This is a genomic window from Caloramator sp. ALD01 (genome assembly GCF_000472625.1).
Classification (GTDB): domain Bacteria; phylum Bacillota; class Clostridia; order Clostridiales; family Caloramatoraceae; genus Thermobrachium; species Thermobrachium proteoclasticum.
Genome location: NZ_AXAA01000004.1, coordinates 1 through 24,012, shown reverse-complemented (window position 1 = coordinate 24,012; position 24,012 = coordinate 1). Strand labels below are relative to the sequence as shown.

Genomic DNA, 24,012 nt, shown 5'->3' with positions numbered 1-24,012 from the left:
AAAAATGTGGAAGAATGTTGGATAAAAAAATATTGTGTATAAGATGTGGACAAGCTTGTGGATATTGTTGAAAACTTTTTAGAATATTTGAAAAATCATTATTTTTGTAAATATATAATATACTATAATATGATTAAGATATAGGGTGGGGTATTATGGCAGATAACATAGATAAGCAGATTGACGATTTTATAAAAAGGTTATCTGAAAGGTTTGAAACAGTTGAAGATGACTGTGAATTTGAAGATTGCTTTAATGAGTATATAAAGGAGAGTATAGAGGGTGGAATTAAGGATAAAAGGGTTTCATACAACCCCTGTAATGCCTGTAGAAAAAACAGGTAATAATAGATGCCTACAATAGAATATGCAATAGAGAATATATTCCACCTTATGTTGATGAGGATTGTAGAAATTATAAGCTGGCACTTGTGGCAGAAAAGGTTGAAGAAGAAATTTTGGTAAATGTTTTTGAATACTTGATATTTAGAGTAAGTATTAGGGAAATAATAGATAGGATAGATGATGTTGAATGGAGATGTAAGGCGGAAGATATACTAATATCTACAGGATATGATAAATTTATTGAGATGAACTTTGGAAAATTTAATAAAAGGCAGATAATAAGGATGCTTTACAATGTAAACTATGTTCCCTTTGATGCAGATAGAAAAAGAACTCTAACAGAAAAAGAATGCATTACAATGATAAAATATTATATAGTAGTTGCACTTAGGGACAAGGTAAATGAAAGTCTACTTAAAATACTAAGGCTTATAGAACTTGAGCTTGAATATAAAATAGCAGTTATAGAGGATGAAATAAGATATATAATAAAATGTATACTTCAGGAGATTTTAATTACTCCAATTCAATCAAATAACTATAATATAAATTCCTTTAATGTTGTAGGGGCATTAACTGAACTTTTTAAGGTGTTTGATGGGGTTGTAATAAATGGTACAGTCGCAGCAAATGGTAAACACGATCAAAGATCTGATTTTAAACATTTTAGAAATACAATAGAGAAGTATGAAAGGGCAATACGAGTATCCTTTGACTTGTTAACTAAAAAGATAAAGCAGTATGGTGAACTAATAGAGCAAAGAAGATATATTGTTGGATTTACCGGCATTTGTGAGAGGCCAAACGTATTTCCTAAAAATGGTGATAATAAGGATATAATTGTTCCGCCTAAACCTATAATTATTTTAAATCCTGAACAAAAATAGGTTGTCTTTTTTTGATATATAATGTAAATTATTATTGTAATATATATTTTAAAGAGGTGTAAATATATGGGAGATGGGCCTTATAGTAGTAGCTTAAAATAGACCACAAGGGTGCATACTGTTCTGCACCCTTGTGGGGTGTAGAAAGGAGTGCACGGAATGATAAAGATTTATAAGACTATTCAGGACAACACAACGGTAGAGGTTGAAACTATTGAAAAGGGCTGTTGGATTAATGTAATAGATCCAACAGATACAGAACTTGAATATGTTTCAAGTAAGACAGGTATTATGGTTGATTTCTTAAAATCAGCACTTGATGAAGAGGAAAGTTCGCGTTTAGAAATTGAAGAGGATCAATACCTATTTATATTTGACATTCCATTTATTGATGTCGAAAACAAAAAACTAAACTATTATACAATTCCACTTGGTATTGTTTTAAATAATGATTTTATAGTAACAATATGCCTTGAAGAAAATAAAATACTTGAAGATTTTATAAAGGGCAAAATTAAAAGCTTTTATACCTACAAAAAATCAAGATTTATACTACAAATACTATTTAGAATATCGACCTATTACTTAAACTATCTAAAGCAGATAGATAAAACAAGTTCAGTTATAGAAGCAAGGCTTCATAGATCAATGAAAAATAAAGAACTTATACAGCTTCTTGAACTTGAAAAGAGTCTTGTTTATTTTTCAACATCTCTTAAGGCAAATGAGATAACCCTTGAAAAGATGCTAAAGCTTGAAATGATAAACAAATACCCAGAGGATCAAGATGTTCTTGAGGATGTTATAATTGAAAACAAGCAGGCAATAGAGATGGCAAATATATATAGTAACATATTAAGTGGTACAATGGATGCCTTTGCATCAATCATTTCTAACAACTTAAACATAGTTATGAAGTTCTTAGCATCAATTACTATTGTAATATCTATTCCATCGGTTTTTGCAGGACTTTGGGGTATGAACGTACCAGTTCCCTTTGCAGAAAATCCCTTTGGATTTTATATAGTTCTTTTAATTACGGCACTTGCAACAGGAGTTGCAACATATTTCCTTGCAAAGAAGGATATGTTTTAAGGATTTATATTGAAGTTAGGTTTAAGCCTAACTTCACGTTGTTGAAAAAGTTATATATTGATTAGCCCCATGAAGGATTTATTGGGTATTCGTTCATTTCGCTAATCAATTCTAAGCTTTTCTTTGTTTGAAAAAGTCCTACCCTCGCGATGCCATCGTCCTGATGGCCGCTCGGCTCGGCACGTCCTGTGCCGAATTACGGACTTTTTCAAAGTCGAAAACCTAAGAATTGCTAAAGCTCATGAAAGAGCCAAATAAAATCCTTTCATGGGGCTTTTTCATACTTTAGCTAACAATTTGGTTTGTCAACAAAATGAAGTTAGGCTGTGTCCTAACTTTTTGTATTTACAGCCCCTTTTTGTTTAATTTTTGTATAAAATATAGATAATTAAGTAAAAGTTTAGTATAATAAAGTTAAAAATGTTGAAAAAGAGGGTTATTATGACGAAAAGAGAAGTTTGGCTGGGGCATATAATAATTTCATTTATGGTTATTTTGGCATTTTTAATAAGTAAACTTTACTGGACGAATATTCACTTTATAAATACTATAAATTTAATTGAAACAATAATTTATTTTGTTGCAGCTTTATTTTGCTATAGAGCGTATAAAAAAATAAAAATCTCCTACTTTTTAAACATAATGCTTTTTTTAATCTTTTCACTTATTGGGGATTTGATAGATGTTTATTATACTTTAAATATATATCATATTTTTTATTTTATAGCCTATGTAAATGTATTTTTAGCACTTGATAAACTATATAAGCATTTTATGCTCTTGAAGTTCAATAAATCAGTATTAATAGATACATTAATATTTTGTTATGTTTTCATATATACTATATTGTTGTTTTTTTCAAATAATGTATTAAAGGAATTATCCTTTGATATTGTTTATGTCCTATTTGATGTTATACTTCTATTTTATATAGTAATGAATGCGTTGAAGATGACATCAGAACTAAAAATAAGAAGACACGTTATGTATATTATTGCATCACTTGTGTTTTATTTTGTTGCTGATTTAGTATATTTTGTAGTAGGTTCTAATACAAATAATGCCTACACAGGCTTTGCAGACATCTTATATTGTTATACAGGATTAAGTATTATATTTGGTGTACATCACCTACTTAAAAGAGGGATGAAGGATACCATAACATCATATATAAAATCTTCTCTTAAAAGTAAAAGTTTAGAAGTTTATTTTGTATGGTTGTATAGTATATTGTTATTAATATTTGTTATATCCTTTATGAAGTTGTTCAATAATTTTAATTTAGATTTAGATGATACAGGAGTATATGTGGTAATTTTTTCTTTAATGGTATTTAGGATGTTTTCCAATATAAAAACGATAACAGAAAATGTAAAATGGTTTGAATATGAGAATATATATGATAAACTTACACAGTTCTATAAAAGAGAAAAGCTACCTGAAATTCTAAACAAAATAAAAATGTTTAGAAATAGAGTATATCCTATATCCTTAATGCTTATTGATATCGATGAGATGCAGGCATATAACTCAAGATATGGAGTAGAAGAAGGAGATAATAGAATAAGAACTCTATCCGCATTGGTAGATAGGTTTTTAGGTGAAGATTCTATTTGTATGAGATATGGTGGAGATGAGTTTTTAGTCATATTCATAAGAAAAGAAGAGAAGGAAGTAAAGGATAGAATATCTAAATTAACCCGATATATAGCAGAACAAAATAAAGTTCTAAAAGAAAAAATAGCCTTTACCTTCTACAACCTAACATTAAATGAACAAACGGATATAGAAAAGGCGTTGTATAATGTAGAAATAAAGCTATCTCAAAAAAGGATTGCTAAAAAACAGATGGTAAATGATCTAATTGAAGAAAAGAATAGAGAAAAGTTAGAAGAACAGCAGGTTGAGGTGTTAAAAAGTTTCCTTAAGATTGTTCAGCTAAAGGACAGTTACACCGATGGCCACTCAAATAGGGTGGCAGAGTATGCAACACTTATAGCAAGGGAGATGAATCTTCCTGAAAATCAGGTAAAAACAATATATACAGCAGGTCTTCTACACGATATTGGTAAGGTTTTGGTGCCAACCGAAATATTAAATAAAAATGGGCCTTTAACCCAGGAAGAATGGAGTATAATGTCCAAACATCCTATATATGGTTATGAAATAGTATCCTCCCTAAACATACTACAGGATGTAGCTCCTTTAATTAGATACCACCACGAAAGATATGATGAGGCAAAGGAAGGTTTTTCGGGTTATCCTAAGGAGAAGTTTGGAGAGGAGATACCGCTTGGTGCCAGAATACTTGCGGTTGCAGATAGTTTTGATGCAATGATTACCGATAGGCCCTATAGAAAAGGAATGTCAATGGATAAGGCTGTTAGCATAATAAAGGCAGAGGCAGGCAAACAGTTTGATCCAAAGGTAGTTGAGGTGTTTATAAATATAATTGAAGTTGCAATGAGTTTTTAGAAAAAGGTATCTGTTGAAGTTTTTGAAAAAGTTGATAATTAATATATCATTTTTTGAAATTGTTGAGGAACATACTTGTTATCTGAAATTTGGAAAAGCCCCATGAAAGGATGTTTTGGATCTTTCATGAGCTTTAGCAAATCTTAGCTTTTCGACTTTGAAAATGTCCGTAACTCGGCACAGGACGTGCCGAGCCGAGCGGCCCTCAGGACGAGGGCATCGCGAGGGTAGGACTTTTCAAACAAAGAAAAGCTTAGATTTGATTAGCGAAATGAACGAATTCCAATAAATCCTTCATGGGGCTGATTCTTGTATTTCAATATCTAAAAATATAACAGCACATAAAAACATTTAGTTTCGTGTTTTTGAAACAGCATTTTAAGAGTTTTTTACCATAAATCTGATATATAACAGGATTATCTATTTTAAATTTATTGTAACAACCATTGAAATACCAATTAATATGTGATATATTACTTTAGTCAAATTGTTTAAAAATTATGTCAAATTTGTTAAAATTGTAACAATCCAATTTTTATTTACATTTAATAACATTGAATTGGACTCTTTTATAGTTTATAATTAAATTGTTTGAAAATTATAAAAAGAAAGTCTATTATGGTTAATGATTATATTCATTAGCCAATAATATATAATCAAAAATGCCATAAAAATAACAAGCAAGGGGTGTGAATTTGATGAATCAACAAAATTGCTGCTGCTGTGGCGGAAATCATGTTGATGAAAGATTAGAAAAGGTAATGAAGGTTATCGAAGAACACAAGACAGTAAAGGGTGGCCTTATTCCAGTACTACACGAAATACAGGATACATACGGCTATCTTCCAGAGGACATTTTAAAGATAGTATCAAAGGAACTTGATATTCCAATGGCAGAAATATTTGGTGTTGCTTCCTTCTATTCATATTTCTCACTTGAACCAAAGGGAGAACATATAATAAGAGTATGTCTTGGAACAGCTTGCTACGTAAAGGGAGCACAAGGTCTAATTGATAGATTAAGCAAGGAACTAAACGTAGAAGTTGGTAAAACAACAGAGGATGGAAAGTTTACACTTGAAGCTACAAGATGTCTTGGAGCTTGTGGACTTGCACCTGTAATGGTTATAGGTGAAAAGGTATATGGAAGAATTACTCCAGATGATATTCCAAACATATTAAAAGAATATCAAGACAAATAAGGCGATATTATGAGGGAGCTTTCGCTTCATATAATGGACATAATTGAGAATTCAATTAGTGCGGATGCAACGCTTATTGAACTTTTTATTGAAGAGAATACTTTAAAAAATACCTTTACTATAAAAATAAAGGACAATGGTAAGGGTATAGATGAAGAAATGCTAAAAAACATAACCGACCCATTTGTAACATCAAGAACTACAAGAAGGGTAGGATTAGGTCTTTCATTATTTGAAAGCACTTGCTTAAGGTGTAATGGGAGTCTTAAGGTTTACTCAAAGGTAAATGTAGGTACAGAAGTTGTGGCTACAATGGAACACGAAAATATAGACAGGCCACCACTTGGGAAAATTGAGGAAACTGTAGTAACTGTTTTATTGAATCCAAGTATAGATTTAGTATATGAGCATATTTACAATGATAAAAAGTTTGTACTTGATTCAAGAGAGATAAAAAGGATACTTGGCAGTGATGAAATTAATACTCCAGAGGTACTTTTGTGGATAAAGGATTTTATTAAGGAAAATTTAAAAGAAATTAGTGGAGGTGCCTTCTAATGAAAACTATACAAGAATTAGAAGAAATCAGAAAAAGAACCCTTGATAAGGTTAACCAAAGAAAGGATAGAACAACAACAAGAATAGTTGTTGGTATGGCAACTTGTGGTATTGCTGCAGGTGCAAGACCTGTTCTACTTGCGATAATGGAAGAGGTTGAAAAGTTAGGACTTACAGATGTAGTAGTTGCTCAAACAGGATGCATAGGTCTATGCAAGATGGAGCCAATAGTTGAGGTTATAAAGCCAGGTGAAGAAAAGGTTACTTATGTAAAGATGGATGCGGAAAAGGCAAGAAGAATAGTAAGAGAGCACGTTAAGGACGGAAATGTTGTTGAAGAATATACAATGCACGTTATCCAAGGAAAGATATTAAACGACTATAAGGTAGAAAAAGAGTGATTGGAGGGAAAAGCATGGCTTTCTATCGTTCACAGGTTTTAGTTTGTGGTGGTACAGGCTGTACATCATCAGATTCAATGAAGATTTTAGAAAAGTTTAAAGAAGAAGTTAAAAAACACAATATAGAAAATGAAATAGAAATAGTAAGAACAGGATGTTTTGGTCTTTGTGAATTAGGTCCTGTAGTTATTGTTTATCCAGAAGGAGCATTCTATTCAAGAGTACAAATTGCAGATGTTGAGGAAATAGTAGCAGAACACCTTGTAAAAGGTAGACCAGTTACAAGACTTCTATATACAGAAACAATAGATGAGGGAAGAATAAAGTCCCTAAATGAAACAGGATTCTATAAAAAGCAAGAGAGAATAGCACTTAGAAACTGTGGTGTTATTGACCCAGAGAACATAGATGAATATATCGCCTTTGATGGATATAAGGCACTTGCAAAGGTATTAACTACAATGACTCCAGAACAAGTAATTGAAGAAGTTAAAAAGTCCGGTTTAAGAGGTAGAGGAGGCGGAGGTTTCCCAACAGGACTTAAGTGGGAGCTTACTGCAAAGTCAAAGGCAGACCAAAAGTATGTTGTATGTAATGCAGATGAAGGAGACCCAGGTGCCTTTATGGATAGATCTATACTTGAAGGAGACCCACATTCAGTTCTTGAGGCTATGACAATTGCAGGATATGCAATTGGTGCAAATCAAGGATATATCTATGTAAGAGCAGAGTATCCAATAGCTGTTCAAAGACTTAAGGTTGCTATAAAGCAAGCAAGAGAATATGGATTACTTGGAAAGAACATATTTGGAACAGACTTTAGCTTTGATATAGAAATAAGACTTGGTGCTGGTGCCTTCGTATGTGGTGAAGAAACTGCACTTATGAACTCAATAGAAGGTAGACGTGGTATGCCAAATCCAAAGCCACCATTCCCAGCACAATCAGGACTTTGGGAAAAGCCAACACTAATTAACAACGTTGAAACTTATGCAAACATACCTCAAATTATAGTAAGAGGTGGAGAATGGTTTGCTTCAAAGGGAACAGAAAAGAGCAAAGGAACAAAGGTTTTTGCACTTGGAGGAAAGATTACAAACACTGGACTTGTTGAAGTTCCAATGGGTATAACTCTAAGAGAAGTTATATATGAAATAGGTGGAGGAATTCCTAATGGAAAGAAGTTCAAGGCTGTTCAAACAGGAGGTCCATCAGGTGGATGTTTAACAGCAGAACACTTAGATACTCCAATTGAGTATGATACATTAACTGCACTTGGCTCAATGATGGGTTCAGGTGGTATGATTGTAATGGATGAAGACACTTGTATGGTTGACGTTGCAAGATTCTATCTTGACTTTACAAGAGATGAGTCCTGTGGTAAGTGTACTCCTTGTAGAATAGGTACTAAGAGAATGCTTGAAATATTAGATAGAATAGTTGAAGGAAAGGGTACCTTAGAAGACCTTGATAAGCTTGAAGAGTTAGGAAAACAAATAAAGGCTGCTTCACTATGTGGTCTTGGACAAACAGCACCAAACCCAGTGCTATCAACACTTAAGCACTTTAGAGATGAATATATTGCACACGTTGTGGACAAGAAGTGTCCAGCAGGTGTATGTCAAGCACTACTTCAATACACAATCATTGAAGAAAAGTGTAAGGGATGTAGCCTATGTGCAAGACAATGTCCAGTTAATGCAATTTCAGGACAAGTAAAGAGTCCATTTAAGATTGATCAAGACAAGTGTATTAAGTGTGGTGCTTGCTTAGATAAGTGTCCATTCAAGGCAATAGTTAAGAAATAGGAGGTACAAGGAACGATGGAAATGGTAAAGTTAACTATAGATGGAATAGAAGTAGAAGTACCAAAGGGGACTACTGTAATTGAAGCGGCAAGAAAAGTAGGTATAAACATTCCAAGTCTTTGCTACTTAAAGGGTGTTAGCCATACATCAAGCTGTAGAGTTTGCGTAGTTGAAGTTGGACCAAGACTTATAGCATCATGTACACTGCCTTGTGAAAATGGAATGGAAGTTAAGACAAACACTCAAAAGGTAAGAGAAGCAAGAAAGACAGTTGTTGAGCTTCTACTTTCAAACCACAAGAGAGAATGTACTTCTTGTAATAGAAGTGAAAACTGTGAACTTCAAACACTTTCAAAGGAACTAAACATAAGAGATATAAGATTTGAGGGTGAAAGATTAAGCTACGAAATAGATAATTCATCCCCATCACTTGTAAGAGACCAAGAAAAGTGTGTTCTTTGTGGAAGATGTATAAATACTTGTAAAAATGTACAAACTGTAGGTGCAATAGATTTTTCAAGAAGAGGATTTAACACAAGAGTATCAACTGCACTTGATAGAGATATAGCTGAAACAGTATGTGTAAACTGTGGACAATGTATAATGGCTTGTCCAGTTGGTGCACTAACTGAAAAGGAAAACATTAAGGACGTATGGAAGGCACTTGCTGATCCTGAAAAGTTTGTTGTAGTTCAAACTGCACCAGCTGTTAGAGTTGCACTTGGTGAAGAGTTTGGAATGCCAATTGGTACAAGAGTTACAGGAAAGATGGCAGCAGCATTAAGAAGACTTGGATTTGATAAGGTATTTGATACAGACTTTGCGGCAGACCTTACAATAATGGAAGAAGGAACAGAACTTCTTTCAAGACTTGAAAAGGGAGAAAACCTTCCACTTATGACAAGCTGCTGTCCTGGATGGGTTAAGTTTGTAGAACACTTCTATCCAGAACTTATAGAAAACCTTTCAACTTGTAAATCACCTCACGAAATGGAGGGTGCACTAATAAAGCACTACCTTGCTGAAAAACTTGGTGTTGACAAGAAGAATGTAGTGGTTGTTTCAATAATGCCTTGTGTTGCTAAGAAGTTCGAAGGACAAAGAGAAGAACTTTCAAATGAAAATCTACAAGACGTAGACTATGTACTAACAACAAGAGAACTTGCTCAAATGATAAAGGAAGCAGGAATAGACTTTACAAAGCTTCCAGATGAAGAATTTGATAATCCGCTTGGAGAATCAACAGGTGCAGCTGTTATATTCGGTGCTACAGGTGGAGTTATGGAAGCAGCCCTCAGAACAGTATATGATCTACTTTCAGGACAAGATTTAGAATCAATAGACTATGTACAAGTAAGAGGAACTACAGGAATTAAAGAAGCTGAACTTACTCTACCAAACGGAAAGACTATAAGAGCGGCTGTTGCCCACGGACTTGCTAATGCAAGAGAGCTTATGGAACTTGTAAAGAGTGGAGAAAAGCACTATGACTTTATAGAAGTTATGGCTTGTCCAGGTGGATGTGTAACAGGTGGAGGACAACCAATAGTAGACTCAAGAACTCAAGCTTGTATAGATGTTAAGGCAGAAAGAGCAAAGGCTATCTATGATGAAGATAAGGATATGCCAATAAGAAAGTCACATAAGAACCCATACATCATAAGACTATATGAAGAGTTCTTAGAAAAGCCAAACAGCCATAAGGCACACGAACTACTTCATACTCACTATGTAAAGAGAGACAGATTCTAATTGCTATATTGTGTAAATTACATTAGTGTGATAAAATAATAATAAGGTATCCGCTAAAGTGGTTCTACTGCTTTGGGGGATGAAGTTATATAGCCTGATTGCAAGGAGTATTCTGAGCAGGAGGGGAAGGATATAAATAGACTAACTATGGCCATTTTATGCCTTCCAGCTTTTGCTGGAGGGCATTTTTACTTTAGAAGGAGGATTTTTAAAAATGGAAAAAAGGCTTGGAGTTGTTGCAATTGTAGTTGAGGATTTAGAAAGGGCAGAGGATGTTAATTCAATCCTACACGAATTTAATAGTTTAGTAGTGGGAAGAATGGGAATACCCTATAGAGATAGAGGCGTATCTGTCATTTCACTAATTGTGGATGGAACGACAGATGAGATTAGTGCAATGACAGGTAAGCTTGGAAAAGTAAAGGGTGTAAGTGTAAAATCAGCATTAACAAAGAAATAGGTGATAGGATGAAGGAATTAATATACAAGATAGTTGAAGGATATGAACCTACTTTAGATGAAATGGAGAAGATACTTTCTCTAAATGAAGAGGATGCAGAGGTTTTATTTAAGGCTGCAGATGAGGTAAAAAAGAGGTATTTTGGAAATGAAGTACACATAAGAGGAATAATAGAATTTTCAAGCTACTGTAGAGCCGACTGCTACTACTGTGGCTTACGTTGTAGTAACAGAAGCCTTCCAAGATACAGAATGGATAAGGATGAGATAATAGAATGTGCAAAGGAAGCAGTGGATGCGGGATACAGAAGCTTAGTGCTTCAGTCTGGAGAGGATTTATATTATACAAAGGAAATTTTAGGTGAAATAGTAGAGAGGATAAAGGAGTATTCAGATGTTGCAATCACTTTAAGCATAGGTGAGAGAAGCTTTGAAGAATATGAATACCTAAAGGAAAAAGGGGCAGACAGATTTTTAATGAAGCACGAAACAGCAGATGAATCATTATACAATAGCCTTCACCCACATTCAAGTTTTAAAAACAGAATAGGATGTTTAAAAAATTTAAAGACGTTAGGCTACCAAGTTGGAAGTGGATTTATGATAGGTCTTCCAGGGCAAACCTTAAGAACAGTTGCAAAGGATATTATGTTACTTAAGGAACTTGATGTAGATATGGCAGGAATAGGGCCATTTATACCCCATAAAGACACCCCACTTGGAAAATATGATGCTGGTAGTGCATTTTTAACAGTAAAGGCTGTAGCACTGACAAGAATACTTTTAAAAAGACCTCACCTTCCTGCAACAACTGCACTTGGAGTATTAAATACAAAATACAAAGATAAAGTCTTCTTCGCAGGTGCCAACGTAATAATGCAAAAGGTTGAGCCACATAAGTATAGAAGGTTATATGAAATTTATCCAAAGGATATAAAGTTTGAAAAAAGTATAAGGGAAGAAAGGATGGATTTAGAAAACTATCTGTTGAGCTTAGGACTTAAAATTTCAGATAGTAGAGGCGATGCCCTCAAAATTTAGGAGGTTTTAGTATGGAAACTATAAAGCAAACATTTATAAATGATAATGAGATTTTTAAGATATTGGATGAAGCAAAAAAGAAGGCTGAGGATAGGGAATATGTTTTAAGCATATTAGATAAGGCAAAGGGAGCAAAGGGACTTACTCCATTTGAGGCGGCTGTTTTATTAAACATTGAGGATAAAGGGCTTTTAGATAAGATGTTTAAAATGGCAAAGGAGATAAAGGAAAGGATATACGGCAGAAGAATAGTTTTATTTGCACCACTTTATGTAAGCAACTACTGTGTTAATGAATGTGAATACTGCGGATATAAGCATTCAAATTGTTCATTTAAAAGAAAAAAGTTAACTATGAGTGAACTTATTGAGGAAGTTAAGGTTTTAGAGTCACTTGGACATAAAAGACTTGCCCTTGAGGCAGGAGAAGATCCTCAAAATTGTCCGATTGAATATATCTTAGACTGTATAAGAACAATATATTCAATTAAGTTTGATAATGGAAGTATAAGAAGAATTAATGTAAATATTGCTGCAACAAGCGTTGAAAACTATAGAAAATTAAAGGAAGCAGAAATTGGGACATATATACTATTCCAAGAAACATACCATAGAGAAACCTATGAAAAGATGCATAAAAAGGGACCAAAACATAACTACGACTATCATACAACAGCAATGGATAGAGCTATGGAGGGCGGAATTGACGATGTAGGACTTGGAGTATTATATGGACTTTATGACTATAAATATGAAACTGTTGCTATGCTGCTACACGCACAGCACCTTGAGGAAAAGTTTGGAGTAGGGCCTCATACAGTTTCTGTTCCAAGGCTTAAAAAGGCAGAGGGTGTTGACTTAGATAAGTTCCCCTATTTAGTATCAGATGAAGATTTTAAGAAGATTGTAGCAATATTAAGACTTTCTCTACCTTATACAGGAATGATTCTATCCACAAGAGAAGAGCCAAAGTTTAGGGATGAAGTAATAGCACTTGGTATATCTCAAATAAGTGCAGGTTCCTGTACAGGTGTTGGTGGATATGTTGAGTATTATAAGGGAGAACACCACGATGATGAAAAACCTCAATTTGAGGTAGGAGACCATCGTTCACCTCTTGAGATAATAAAGAGCCTATTAAGGGGTGGATATATACCAAGCTACTGCACAGCCTGTTATAGAGAAGGAAGAACTGGAGATAGATTTATGAGGCTTGCCAAAACAGGGCAGATAAACAACGTATGTCAGCCAAATGCCCTAATTACACTAAAGGAGTTTTTACTTGATTATGGTGATGAAGAGGCAAGAAAATTAGGAGAGGAAGTAATAAAGAGAGAACTTGAAACAATTCCTAATGAGAGGGCAAGGGAAGCAACAATAAAGATGCTTGAAAGAATAGAAAAGGGAGAAAGAGATTTAAGATTTTAGGAGGAATACTATGTTAGATACACCAAAGGCAAATAGGCTTCACATTGCAATATTTGGGAGAAGAAATGCTGGAAAATCGAGTCTTATAAATGCAATAACTGGTCAAGAAATAGCTCTCGTGTCAGATTATGCAGGAACAACAACAGACCCTGTATATAAAGCTATGGAACTTCTACCAATTGGTCCTGTTGTTATTATAGACACAGCCGGTATTGATGATGAAGGAGAAGTTGGAGAATTAAGAGTTAAAAAGACAAAGGAAGTTTTGGATAAAACAGACCTTGCACTACTTGTATTTAGTGCAGAAAACACTGATCTATCAATGGAGAAGGAATGGTATTCTCTTTTAAAGGAGAGAAAGATACCTACAATCGGAGTTGTAAATAAGATAGACGTTAAGGATTTAGACGTAGAGGAGCTTAAAAAGGATTTTGATTTACCCTTTGTTAAGGTTAGTGCAAAGGCTAAGATAAACATTGGAAAACTAAAAGAGGCAATACAACAGTATGCACCAGAGGATTATGAGAGAAAGACAATTTTAGGTGATGTAGTAAAGCCTAAGGATTTAGTTGTTTTAGTTGCACCACAGGATATTCAAGCTCCTAAAGGAAGGCTAATACTTCCACAGGTGCAGGTTATAAGGGATATATTAGACAATGATGCACTAGCACTAACTGTAAAGGACAGTGAACTAACTGATATTTTAAGTGCACTAAATAGAAAACCAGACTTAGTTATAACTGATTCACAGGTTTTTGAAAAGGTAAATAGAATGTTAGATAAGGATGTACCTCTAACCTCCTTCTCAATTTTAATGGCAAGATATAAGGGAGAATTAAAAATACTAATAGAAGGTGCAAAGGCTATTGATACATTAAAGGATGGAGATAAGGTGCTGATTGCGGAGGCGTGTACACACCATCCACTTGAGGGTGATATTGGACGTGAAAAGCTTCCAAATTGGTTAAGACAAAGAACAGGTGCAGACCTTGATATAACAGTAAATGCAGGAGTTGATTTTCCAGAAGATTTAACTCAATATAAACTTATAATCCACTGTGGTGCGTGTATGTTTAATAGAAAGCAGATGATGACGAGGATAATAAGGGCAAGGGAGCAGAATGTGCCAATTACTAACTATGGTGTAGCAATCGCATATATGAATGGAATACTTGATAGAGTGACAGGGATGCTAATTTAGCATCCCTTATTTGTTAAAATTTATTATAAATTGTAAAAAATATATTGTATGAATTTAAACGTTATGTTACAATGTTGTAAGTTACGAAAAATGTAATATTATGATATATTTTATCAAAATATATCATAAATTGATATTTTAAATATTCAAGATAGAGGTTTGGTTATTGGTTAAAGAGTTAATCTTAAACTAAATGTTAAAACATTAACCAATAAAGCCAACTAAAACTTTGAGATGAAAAGGTCATATGAGGGGAGGAAAATTATGCAGTCTGTTAGGAAAAAAAGCATTAGTTCAAAGATTATTTCCACATATTTTTTGTTATCCTTTGTACTTGTATTTTTAATAATGTGTATAGTTTACCTTCAGTTTAAAAATGTTATTCAAAATAATGTGCTGGAGTCAAACTCAAATTTTATAGTTGAACTTTTAGATAGGCAGTATGCAGGCGATTGGAGGGTTGAAGGGGAGAAGCTTTATAAGGGAGACAAGATTATTAACGAAGATTATCAAATACTTGATGCTATAAAGAATATCACAAAGGCAGATGTAACAATTTTTTTAAATGATACCAGAATAAATACAACAGTTGTAAAGGATGGTCAGAGGCAGGTTGGAACAAAGGCTGCACAAAATGTAGTAGATAAGGTATTAAAAGAGGGAACTAACTATAATGGAACTGCAGATGTAGTAGGTAAAAAATATGTTACTATATATAAGCCCATAAAGGATAGTACAGGAAAAGCTATTGGTATGATTTTTATAGGTTATCCAGAAAGTTATGTTTTTGGAATAATCAAGACTCCTATGATTTTAATAATTGCTATATCTTTATTAGTTCTTTCACTTGGGGCTACTGCTTTTTATTTAATTATAAGAAGAAATGTAATAAAACCAATAGAAAAACTAAATAAAAATCTAAATGCTGTTTCAGATTTAGATTTCAAAGTTACAGTAGATAAAAAGTTATTATATAGACGTGATGAAGTAGGAGATATGTTTAATAGCCTTGATAAGATGATGAATACTCTAAAGGAAATGGTTAAAAAGCTTTCAGATAGTTCATTAAATCTATTTGAGGAGGCAAATAGTTTAACTGCAGTTTCGCAGGAGATGGCTGCATCATCTGAACAGGTTGCATCAAGTGTTGAGCAAGTGGCAAGTGGTGCACAGGAGCAATCAACAAGCATAGATGAAATAATGCTTGCCTTTGAAAAATTATCTAATGCAATGGATGAGGCTTATGTAAAGTTAAATAGTGTAAAAGATGAAGTTAAGAGTGCTGAACAGAAGGCATCAATTGGAAAGAATGAAATGGATAAGTTAATTTTATCAATTGAAGATATAAGAGCTGCCTTTAATACTGTTGCAGAAAAGTTAAATACTTTAAATGCTTCTGTTTATAATATAAGCAGCATTGCAGATGTTATAAAGGGAATATCAGAACAAACAAATCTATTGGCACTTAATGCAGCAATTGAGGCATCCCGTGCAGGTGAAGCAGGACGTGGTTTTGCAGTTGTAGCAGATGAGGTTAGAAAGCTTGCAGAGGAATCAAAAAAGTCAACGGATGAAATAGTTAACATAATTAATATGATTCAAGCAGAGACAAAGGAAGTATTAGAAACATCAAATAATGTTGAAAGGTTTATAGATAACCAAAAAGAATCAGTTAAGGCAACAGTTTCCTCATTTACGGATATACTATCATCAGTTGAAAATATAACTCCTCTTATAAACGCAACAACAGAGTATGTAGATGAAATGATAGAATATAAAGATGAAACAGTAAGCAAGATAGAATCTGTTAACCAAATAGCAACTGAAAATCTATCAGTTGTTGAGGAGGTAAGTTCATCCTCAGAGGAGCTTTCAGCATCATCAGAAGAGGTTGCGTCAGCATCAGAAAAGTTATTGGCATTGGCAGATGGGCTTAAGGATGTTGTTAACAGTTTCAAGATATAAATTTAAAATTTAAAAAGAGAGGGTATGACCCTCTCAGGCTGTTGAAAAAGTTATATATTGATTAGCCCCATGAAGGATTTCTTGGGCATTCGTTCATTACGCTAATCAATTCTAAGCTTTTCTTTGTTTGGAAAAGTCCTACCCTCGCGATGCCATCGTCCTGATGGCCGCTCGGCTCGGCACCTCCTGTGCCGAATTACGGACTTTTCCAAAGTCGAAAAGCTAAGAATTGTTAAAGCTCATGAAAGAGCCTTAAAAATCCTTTCATGGGGCTTTTTTATACTTTAGTTAACAAGTTGGTTTGTCAATAATCTTAGAGGGTATGACCCTCTCTTTATTATAAAAATTTTGAAAATTTATGATACGATATAGAAATTATTGTAATTTTATGTTATATTTTAATTTATATAGATTAAATTATTTAAAGGATTTGTAAATATATCTGTTGAGTATTATGGAGGCAAATATGGGGTTTAGGAAAAAGGTAAAAATAATGAAAACAGTAGACGTTTTAGATAGTGTTACAAACCTTTTAAATAGAACATCCCTTATATATAAAAGGTGTAAAGAAGAAAATATTATTGTATATGTTGATATAGATAATTTTAAGCTAATAAACGATACCTATGGTCATTTATTTGGAGATTTGTTGCTAAAAAGATTTGCGGAATATATGAAGTCTAAATTACAAGGTATTGGGAATATATACAGGTATTCAGGTGATGATTTTGTTATTATATTTGAAAAAGTAGGGGAAGAATATGCTCTGAATCTACTTGAGAATATTAAAGATGAAATAAAAAATAGTATATATGTCAATGATATAAAGGTTTCTGTATCAATAAGTGCAGGTTTATATAAGCCCTTTAGAAATGAATCTGTTTTAGAGGCTGTTAGAAAGGCAGACATTGCACTACATGAGGCAAAAAATATCTCAAAGTCCCTTATTATAAAGTTTACAAAGGATCTTGAGGAGAGAATAATTGAAAAAACAAAGGTTGTTAATAATGTATATAATGCAATGAAGCAAAATGAAATATGTGCCTATTATCAGCCTATTTACTCTACAAAGGAAAACAAAATAACAGACATAGAGTCATTGGTTAGGTGGAATAGTAGTATATTAGGCCCTGTATCACCAGCAAAGTTCATACCAATAATTGAAGAGGCTGGTTATATAAGAGATTTAGATGAATTTGTATTAAAAAGAGCAGTTAAGGATTTAAAATCAATTTTAGATAAGGGAATAAAGATACAACTTAATTTAAATGTTTCTGCTGAAACATTATCTCATCAATATATTGAACGATTATTAAATGTTTTAAAACAAAATTCTGTTTCACCAGAATATATTAAAATTGAAATTACAGAGACAGCACTTTTATCCAACAAATTAGAGATAATAGAAAGTGTAAGGTATGCAAAGCAAAAGGGAATAAAGATTTCCTTTGATGATTTTGGTTCAGGATATTCATCTATTAGAAACCTTATGATTTTCCCCTTTGATGAGGTGAAACTCGATAAAATGTTTATAGATAAAATATTAGTTGAAGACAAATACTATTATTTAGCTAAAAAGTTTATTGAGGTTTGCCACTATTTTAACTATGAGGTTGTGGCAGAAGGGGTAGAGACTAAAGAACAGTTTGAGGCATTAAGAGATTTAGGATGTGATAAAATACAGGGCTATTATATAGCAAAGGCACTTCCAATAGATAGATTAGGAGAAATACTACTTAAAAATTAGAATTAAGGAGTGTATTATATGCATAAATTTGATCCAAAGAATGCTCAAAAACTTGATAATCCTACAAGAAGAAAATATATGCCTCCATTTAAGACGTTAGAGAAGTTTGGACTAAAACAAAATGGAGAAGGAACACTTTTAGATATAGGATGCGGAATAGGTTACTTTACAATACCTGCAGCAAAAATACTAACAAAGAGTAAGGTTATTGGGATTGATATATTAGATGAAATGATAGAATTTGCGAGGGAAAGGTCTTTAGGTATAGAAAACATAGAGTATAAAAAGTGTGAGGAGTATTCTTTTCCTGTAGGAGATAGCATTTCTGATTATGTTCTGCTGTCAAATGTATTGCACGAAATACAAGATAAAAGTAGGTATATTAATGAGATAAAAAGAGTATTAAAAATTGGCGGTAGGGTTTTTGTAATAGAGTGGAGGAAGAGAGAAACAAATTACGGTCCACCAGCTAACCATAGAATATCTCAAGAAGAAGTTATAAAATGGTTTGAGGAAGAAGGATTGAAGTTTGTTTTGGAAATTGATGTATCTGAACACCATTATGGATTGATATTTGAGAAGTAAATTTTATAGCATTAACCTTAAATGGTTGATGCTTTTTTAGTTTATCAAAAAAATAACATTGAAAAATTTTCGGAAAAATTATAATATTAATATATATCTTATAACGGGGGAATGTATATATGAAATTAAGCAGAATTAAAGAGTTGATAAGTGCGGAAATTTTATGCAATGAAGAGATGCTCTCGATGGAAACTGTATGTGCCTTTGGTTCAGATTTAATGAGCGATGTTTTGGCACTTACTTGCAAAGATACAATTCTTATTACAGGGCTAACCAATATTCAAACAATAAGGACAGCTGAGATGCTCGACATTAAATGCATTATTTTTGTAAGGAATAAAAGACCAGATGAAACAATAGTTGAGCTTGCAAAGGAGAAGGGAATTTGCATACTTGCAACACGTCATACTATGTTTACAACCTGTGGTATACTTTATAGTAACGGATTAAAAGGAGTTGACAAGGACTAATGGAGGAGTTACTTTCTGTTAAATATGATGTAGTTAGTGGTGATTTTATTAGAGGAGGAGAGGCCTCCAGTAATCTTAAAAAGCTGTTAAACCAGCTTGGTGTAAGAAGTGATATTGTAAAGAGAATTTGTGTTGCCTGTTATGAGGCAGAAATGAATATTGTGATTCACAGTGTTGGAGGCTATATTGAGGCTAAAATATATAATGATAAAATTGAAATTACTGCCTATGATTATGGACCAGGTATTCCTAATATTGAACTTGCGATGCAGGAGGGTTATTCAACTGCATCGGATGTTGCACGAGAGATGGGATTTGGAGGAGGAATGGGTCTTCCTAATATAAAAAGAAGCAGTGACGAATTTTATATAAAGTCAGAGGTGGGGAAATTTACAGAAATAAAGATTATAATTTATTTTAATTAAGGTGATAATATGAAACAACTATTCCATTCAGTTGCTTTGATTTCTGAAAAGTGCATAGGATGTACTAAATGTATGATGAATTGCCCAGTTGAAGCTATAAGAGTAAAGGGTGGTAAGGCTGTAATATATAACGAAAAATGTATAGATTGTGGTGAATGTATAAAGGTTTGCCCATATGGGGCTCATATTTCTATAAAAAATTCATTAGATGATATACAAAGGTATAAGAAGAAAATAGCAATACCATCTGTTACCTTATATTCACAATTTGGCAAGAATGTAGAGCCTGATGTTATAAATGAGGGGCTTTTAAAGCTTGGATTTGATGAGGTATTTGACATTACCTTCTCCTGTGACATTGCATCTGAGACATTAAAAAAGGATTTAGAAAGGGTAGAAAAACCTGCAATTTCTACATTGTGTCCAACAGTTGTAAGACTTGTTGAGACTGAATATCCAAGTTTAGTAGGCCATTTAGTAAAAATGCTAACACCAATTGAAATCTCAGCTCTTATAATTAGAGAGAAATATAAGGAAATGGGATATAAAAACGAAGATGTAGGAATATTCTTTTTAACACCTTGTCCAAGTTGGGTTACTAAGATAAGCGAAATATCTAAAAATGAAAATATAAGAATAAATGGTGCAATACCAATAAGCGATATATATCCTAAATTGTTAAAGCATATAAAAGGAAGGGCTGAAGATAAAAATTCTATTATTTCAAGAACTGGGCTGATGTGGGCATACTCTGGAGGACAATGTGAAGCGATTGGTATAGAAAATTCAATTTCTGTAGATGGTATAAAGAATGTTATAAAGGTATTAAATGATGTTGAAAATGGAAGATTAGATGATATAGATTATATAGAAGCAATGGCCTGTCCAAATGGATGTGTAGGAGGACTATTGCTTGTAGAAAACCCATATAATGCAGAAAGAATAACAAAGGATTTAAATAGTAAGATTGATTTTACCTATAAAATACACGATTTTTCCGATATCGAAAGCAAATTAGTAAGTGATGAAGAAAGCAGTGAGCATAGGGATACTCAAAAGATTTCTACAAACTTTGAAAGTGCGGTTAAAATGATAAAAAGTATGAACAAAATAATAAATATGCTTCCAGGAACTGACTGTGGTCTTTGTGGATCTCCCTCTTGTAAGGCCTTTGCTGAGGACGTTGCAAAGGGGCTTGCAAGCTTAAAGGACTGCAAATTTTTAAATGAAGGAGGTTTTAATAATGAAGGTTAAAGATATAGTTGATGCCCTAAATCTTAAGGTTTTAGCTGGAGGAGATGGACTTGATAGAGAAGTTAAGGGAGTTTATACCTGCGACCTTTTAAGCTGGGTTATGTCCCACGGAAAGCAAAATAATGCTTGGATTACAGTTCAAATACATCCAAACGTTATTGCGGTTGCAACCCTTTTAGAGTTTTCCTGTGTAATAATTCCAGAAAATATAGAGGTTGAAGAAGCAACTTTAAATAAAGCTAATGATGAAAAAATACCAGTACTTCAATCCAATTTAAATGCATATGAAATATGTATTGAATTAAATAAGTTAGGTGTATAAATATGAAACTCTATTATGATTTTCACATACACACAGGGCTTTCTCCTTGTGCAGATGATGATATGACTCCTAATAACATAGTAAATATGGCAAAAATAAAGGAACTTGATGTTATTGCTATAACAGATCACAACAGCTGTAAAAATGTTGAGGCCTGTTTAAAGGTAGCAGAAAAGGTAGGAATGTTGGTTATACCAGGTATGGAGCTTCAGACTAAAGAGGAAGTTCACGTTCTGTGCCTTTTTAAGGATTTAGATTCAGCACTTTACTTCCAAGAATTTGTTTATAACAGATTGCCCAACATAAAAAATAAACCAGATATATTTGGAAATCAGATAATATTTAATGAAAATGATGAGATAGTAGGGTATGAGGAGAAATTGCTGCTAAATTCTGCTGACATAACAATAGACGAGGCTTTTTATAGGGTAAAGGAGTTAGGAGGACAATTTATACCAGCACATATAGATAAGGATACCTATAGCATAATATCAAACTTAGGCTTTATTCCAGATTATTTAGATATAAAGACGTTAGAATATTCAAGTTATGAAAAAATCAATAAACTAATTAATAGTAAATTATTAAAAAACACCTATATACTTATTAAGAATTCAGATGCCCACAATTTAGGCCAAATATCAGAAAGGGAAAACTATATAGAGTGCCACCCAGGTGAATTGTGACATTATCCATATTATAGAAATGCCACCTTCTCTGGGTGGCATCTTTTATTTCTTATGATAGTTAAGTCTATTTATCAAAATTGAGTTTATATCGTTGGTTATTTTACCTATGGTTAAGTCATAGTAGAATTTATTTATATCGTGTAATTTATTATTTCTATTGATTCTATAATTTACTTGGTAATTATTATTTGCTTTTATTATGTTTATAATTTTGTTTATAGATGCATTTATATTTTCGGTTTTATTTTTAAAATATTCCTCAATCCAGCTATCAACAATTTTATTTACTTCCTTTTCGATATTCTTTATATCAGACCTGAAGAAGAAATACTTGTCGTTATAAAAGTTTTCAATTATTGTGCTACTTTTAATTGAGGACATATTATTTAAGTATTTAGCAGAAAATATGTTAAAACCATTTCCAATATATTTATTTATGTTTATGTTAGAGTAAATTTTGTTTGTAAGTGAATATAGTTCACTGTCTATATATTTTGCAGACAGGATTGTTAAATCATTAACATTCAAATCAACTTCCATCTTAACCCCTCCCATTTACATTTGTTTAAAAAATGCGGCATACTATATATATATTCAATAAAATAAAAAAATGTGAGAGAAATTAAAAATAAATATCAGAAAATTCAATTGAAATTCTCTCAACATTATTAAAATTACTTATTGTACCTATTTCACAATTTACCTCTTTATCTAAGTTATTTGGCAGTAAAATTATAAATTCACTACCTTTTCCTTCTTCACTTATTAATTTAATTTCTCCCCCGTGCATTTCAATAAATGATTTAACAATATTAAGACCAAGCCCACTTCCTTCGCGTTCCCTTGATAGAGACTTATTTACCTGGCTAAATCTTTCAAAAATTATATCCTGTTTATCAAGAGGTATGCCGATTCCAGTATCCTTAACAGAAATGCAAGTGTATTCTTCTAAATCCCTTATATTTACAATTATTTTACCATTCTCGGGTGTAAACTTAATTGCATTAGAGAGCAGATTTAGTATTATTCTTTCAATCTTATCTTTGTCACATTTTATATATTTTTCTTCTATATCAGTATCGAATATAATTTCAATATTTTTTGAATTAATATAATCGGCAACAGATTGAACTATGTCTTCAATTAAAGATACTATATTGCATACGCATAGGTTAAGTTGCATATATCCAGCATTTACTTTTGTTATATCTATTAGGTTATTAACAAGCCTTAATAGCCTAAAACAGTTTTGTTTTATAGATTTGTTATATTTGTATAGAGTATCATTGTCATCAATAATTTTGTTTTTCTTAAGGTATAATTCTAAAAGCTGTATCGAACCTAAAATGATATTTAAAGGAGTTCTAAATTCGTGGGATATATTAGCAAAGAACTCTGAACGTATATTTTCGTATTCCTCAAGCTCTTTAATTTTCCTCCTGCTCTCTTCAAGTTTTTTAGAATCGGTTATATCCTTTGCATAAATGAATATTCTATCTAAAAGAGTGTTATCTAATATAGGCATTATGTTTAGTTCAAGGAAGTACTCTTCATTTAATCTGTTTACCAATCTGGTTTCAAACTTTATTGGTTCTCCCTTTAACAATGCATCGATTGCTTCTTTACTTGTTATTTGATTTTCTATATTAAACTTGAATTCGGCAAGTGATGCCGAAAGGCATTGAAATTAAAGAATTTTTTGTTCAAAAAAATTAAAAGAAATCATCCCTTTTTAGTGTTAAAATATAATTGCAAAACCAAAACACAAAAGGGTGATTTCTATGAATAGTTTACAACAAAATCAAAAAAATTTAAAGAGGAAAATTAGATTTTTAAACATGAAAGCAAAATTTAATGATACCAAAGTTACTTCTGTAGCAACTTTTTCTTATGTGGAATCCTTTA

23 protein-coding genes are annotated in these 24,012 nt (G+C 32.6%); 21 read left to right on the top strand and 2 right to left on the bottom strand.

Annotation, left to right across the window (positions count from 1 at the left end; genetic code table 11):
• Positions 1-155: 155 nt before the first annotated feature.
• From A3M9_RS0102875 to A3M9_RS0102775, 21 genes are all read left to right on the top strand, one after another.
• On the top strand, positions 156-344 hold the full coding sequence (locus tag A3M9_RS0102875) for a hypothetical protein (protein ID WP_027307868.1): 189 nt from the start codon (positions 156-158) through the stop codon (positions 342-344).
• 86 nt (positions 345-430) lie between these two features.
• The gene (locus A3M9_RS0102870) at positions 431-1,231 is read left to right on the top strand and encodes a hypothetical protein (RefSeq protein ID WP_027307867.1); all 801 of its coding nucleotides are present in this window, start codon (positions 431-433) and stop codon (positions 1,229-1,231) included.
• A 159-nt stretch (positions 1,232-1,390) separates the two neighbouring features.
• Positions 1,391-2,326, top strand: coding sequence for a magnesium transporter CorA family protein (locus tag A3M9_RS0102865; RefSeq protein WP_027307866.1), 936 nt, complete (start codon positions 1,391-1,393; stop codon positions 2,324-2,326).
• Between the two features lie 441 nt (positions 2,327-2,767).
• Positions 2,768-4,801: an HD domain-containing phosphohydrolase gene (locus A3M9_RS0102860; protein ID WP_027307865.1), complete on the top strand. Its 2,034-nt coding sequence runs from the start codon at positions 2,768-2,770 to the stop codon at positions 4,799-4,801.
• A gap of 698 nt (positions 4,802-5,499) precedes the next feature.
• Positions 5,500-6,003, top strand: a complete 504-nt coding sequence (nuoE, locus tag A3M9_RS0102855; RefSeq protein ID WP_027307864.1) for an NADH-quinone oxidoreductase subunit NuoE — start codon at positions 5,500-5,502, stop codon at positions 6,001-6,003.
• 9 nt (positions 6,004-6,012) lie between these two features.
• The gene (locus tag A3M9_RS0102850) at positions 6,013-6,561 is read left to right on the top strand and encodes an ATP-binding protein (protein WP_027307863.1); all 549 of its coding nucleotides are present in this window, start codon (positions 6,013-6,015) and stop codon (positions 6,559-6,561) included.
• Complete coding sequence (locus A3M9_RS0102845) at positions 6,561-6,962, top strand: ferredoxin (protein ID WP_027307862.1); 402 nt, start codon at positions 6,561-6,563, stop codon at positions 6,960-6,962. Before A3M9_RS0102850 ends, A3M9_RS0102845 begins: the two co-directional genes overlap by 1 nt.
• A gap of 14 nt (positions 6,963-6,976) precedes the next feature.
• On the top strand, positions 6,977-8,770 hold the full coding sequence (nuoF, locus tag A3M9_RS0102840; protein ID WP_027307861.1) for an NADH-quinone oxidoreductase subunit NuoF: 1,794 nt from the start codon (positions 6,977-6,979) through the stop codon (positions 8,768-8,770).
• A 15-nt stretch (positions 8,771-8,785) separates the two neighbouring features.
• On the top strand, positions 8,786-10,522 hold the full coding sequence (locus A3M9_RS0102835; RefSeq protein WP_027307860.1) for an NADH-dependent [FeFe] hydrogenase, group A6: 1,737 nt from the start codon (positions 8,786-8,788) through the stop codon (positions 10,520-10,522).
• 214 nt (positions 10,523-10,736) lie between these two features.
• A complete protein-coding gene (locus tag A3M9_RS0102830; protein WP_027307859.1) occupies positions 10,737-10,982 on the top strand; it encodes a TM1266 family iron-only hydrogenase system putative regulator in 246 nt (81 codons plus the stop codon).
• Positions 10,983-10,990: 8 nt separating this feature from the next.
• Positions 10,991-12,022: a [FeFe] hydrogenase H-cluster radical SAM maturase HydE gene (hydE, locus tag A3M9_RS0102825; RefSeq protein ID WP_027307858.1), complete on the top strand. Its 1,032-nt coding sequence runs from the start codon at positions 10,991-10,993 to the stop codon at positions 12,020-12,022.
• Positions 12,023-12,033: 11 nt separating this feature from the next.
• Entirely contained in the window at positions 12,034-13,449 is a 1,416-nt protein-coding gene (gene hydG, locus A3M9_RS0102820) for a [FeFe] hydrogenase H-cluster radical SAM maturase HydG (RefSeq protein ID WP_027307857.1), read from the top strand.
• A 10-nt stretch (positions 13,450-13,459) separates the two neighbouring features.
• Positions 13,460-14,650, top strand: coding sequence for a [FeFe] hydrogenase H-cluster maturation GTPase HydF (hydF, locus tag A3M9_RS0102815; protein ID WP_027307856.1), 1,191 nt, complete (start codon positions 13,460-13,462; stop codon positions 14,648-14,650).
• A gap of 264 nt (positions 14,651-14,914) precedes the next feature.
• Positions 14,915-16,615: a methyl-accepting chemotaxis protein gene (locus tag A3M9_RS0102810; protein ID WP_027307855.1), complete on the top strand. Its 1,701-nt coding sequence runs from the start codon at positions 14,915-14,917 to the stop codon at positions 16,613-16,615.
• A 466-nt stretch (positions 16,616-17,081) separates the two neighbouring features.
• Positions 17,082-18,362, top strand: coding sequence for a bifunctional diguanylate cyclase/phosphodiesterase (locus tag A3M9_RS0102805; RefSeq protein ID WP_027307854.1), 1,281 nt, complete (start codon positions 17,082-17,084; stop codon positions 18,360-18,362).
• Between the two features lie 18 nt (positions 18,363-18,380).
• Positions 18,381-18,947: a class I SAM-dependent methyltransferase gene (locus A3M9_RS0102800; protein ID WP_027307853.1), complete on the top strand. Its 567-nt coding sequence runs from the start codon at positions 18,381-18,383 to the stop codon at positions 18,945-18,947.
• A 119-nt stretch (positions 18,948-19,066) separates the two neighbouring features.
• Positions 19,067-19,417, top strand: a complete 351-nt coding sequence (locus A3M9_RS0102795) for a DRTGG domain-containing protein (protein ID WP_027307852.1) — start codon at positions 19,067-19,069, stop codon at positions 19,415-19,417.
• Entirely contained in the window at positions 19,417-19,842 is a 426-nt protein-coding gene (locus tag A3M9_RS0102790; RefSeq protein WP_027307851.1) for an anti-sigma regulatory factor, read from the top strand. Before A3M9_RS0102795 ends, A3M9_RS0102790 begins: the two co-directional genes overlap by 1 nt.
• A gap of 9 nt (positions 19,843-19,851) precedes the next feature.
• Positions 19,852-21,096, top strand: a complete 1,245-nt coding sequence (locus tag A3M9_RS13055) for a [Fe-Fe] hydrogenase large subunit C-terminal domain-containing protein (RefSeq protein WP_035165717.1) — start codon at positions 19,852-19,854, stop codon at positions 21,094-21,096.
• Positions 21,086-21,418, top strand: a complete 333-nt coding sequence (locus A3M9_RS0102780) for a DRTGG domain-containing protein (protein ID WP_027307850.1) — start codon at positions 21,086-21,088, stop codon at positions 21,416-21,418. The genes A3M9_RS13055 and A3M9_RS0102780 overlap by 11 nt, the downstream gene beginning before the upstream one ends.
• Positions 21,419-21,420: 2 nt before the next feature.
• Positions 21,421-22,104, top strand: a complete 684-nt coding sequence (locus A3M9_RS0102775; RefSeq protein ID WP_027307849.1) for a PHP domain-containing protein — start codon at positions 21,421-21,423, stop codon at positions 22,102-22,104.
• A 45-nt stretch (positions 22,105-22,149) separates the two neighbouring features.
• Here A3M9_RS0102775 and A3M9_RS0102770 read toward each other — a convergent pair whose 3' ends face one another.
• Entirely contained in the window at positions 22,150-22,647 is a 498-nt protein-coding gene (locus A3M9_RS0102770; protein WP_027307848.1) for a hypothetical protein, read from the bottom strand.
• Between the two features lie 82 nt (positions 22,648-22,729).
• On the bottom strand, positions 22,730-23,713 hold the full coding sequence (locus A3M9_RS0102765) for a cell wall metabolism sensor histidine kinase WalK (protein ID WP_242826174.1): 984 nt from the start codon (positions 23,711-23,713) through the stop codon (positions 22,730-22,732).
• Positions 23,714-24,012 lie beyond the last annotated feature (299 nt).

Coding starts and splice junctions, on each gene's coding strand:
- A3M9_RS13055 (WP_035165717.1), top strand. CDS start 19,852: ATGAAACAACTATTCCATTCAGTTGCTTTGATTTCTGAAAAGTGCATA.
- hydG (WP_027307857.1), top strand. CDS start 12,034: ATGGAAACTATAAAGCAAACATTTATAAATGATAATGAGATTTTTAAG.
- A3M9_RS0102850 (WP_027307863.1), top strand. CDS start 6,013: ATGAGGGAGCTTTCGCTTCATATAATGGACATAATTGAGAATTCAATT.
- A3M9_RS0102865 (WP_027307866.1), top strand. CDS start 1,391: ATGATAAAGATTTATAAGACTATTCAGGACAACACAACGGTAGAGGTT.
- A3M9_RS0102805 (WP_027307854.1), top strand. CDS start 17,082: ATGGGGTTTAGGAAAAAGGTAAAAATAATGAAAACAGTAGACGTTTTA.
- A3M9_RS0102810 (WP_027307855.1), top strand. CDS start 14,915: ATGCAGTCTGTTAGGAAAAAAAGCATTAGTTCAAAGATTATTTCCACA.
- A3M9_RS0102795 (WP_027307852.1), top strand. CDS start 19,067: ATGAAATTAAGCAGAATTAAAGAGTTGATAAGTGCGGAAATTTTATGC.
- A3M9_RS0102770 (WP_027307848.1), bottom strand. CDS start 22,647: ATGGAAGTTGATTTGAATGTTAATGATTTAACAATCCTGTCTGCAAAA.
- A3M9_RS0102875 (WP_027307868.1), top strand. CDS start 156: ATGGCAGATAACATAGATAAGCAGATTGACGATTTTATAAAAAGGTTA.
- A3M9_RS0102775 (WP_027307849.1), top strand. CDS start 21,421: ATGAAACTCTATTATGATTTTCACATACACACAGGGCTTTCTCCTTGT.
- A3M9_RS0102835 (WP_027307860.1), top strand. CDS start 8,786: ATGGAAATGGTAAAGTTAACTATAGATGGAATAGAAGTAGAAGTACCA.
- hydF (WP_027307856.1), top strand. CDS start 13,460: ATGTTAGATACACCAAAGGCAAATAGGCTTCACATTGCAATATTTGGG.
- A3M9_RS0102830 (WP_027307859.1), top strand. CDS start 10,737: ATGGAAAAAAGGCTTGGAGTTGTTGCAATTGTAGTTGAGGATTTAGAA.
- A3M9_RS0102800 (WP_027307853.1), top strand. CDS start 18,381: ATGCATAAATTTGATCCAAAGAATGCTCAAAAACTTGATAATCCTACA.
- hydE (WP_027307858.1), top strand. CDS start 10,991: ATGAAGGAATTAATATACAAGATAGTTGAAGGATATGAACCTACTTTA.
- nuoE (WP_027307864.1), top strand. CDS start 5,500: ATGAATCAACAAAATTGCTGCTGCTGTGGCGGAAATCATGTTGATGAA.
- A3M9_RS0102780 (WP_027307850.1), top strand. CDS start 21,086: ATGAAGGTTAAAGATATAGTTGATGCCCTAAATCTTAAGGTTTTAGCT.
- A3M9_RS0102845 (WP_027307862.1), top strand. CDS start 6,561: ATGAAAACTATACAAGAATTAGAAGAAATCAGAAAAAGAACCCTTGAT.
- A3M9_RS0102860 (WP_027307865.1), top strand. CDS start 2,768: ATGACGAAAAGAGAAGTTTGGCTGGGGCATATAATAATTTCATTTATG.
- nuoF (WP_027307861.1), top strand. CDS start 6,977: ATGGCTTTCTATCGTTCACAGGTTTTAGTTTGTGGTGGTACAGGCTGT.
- A3M9_RS0102790 (WP_027307851.1), top strand. CDS start 19,417: ATGGAGGAGTTACTTTCTGTTAAATATGATGTAGTTAGTGGTGATTTT.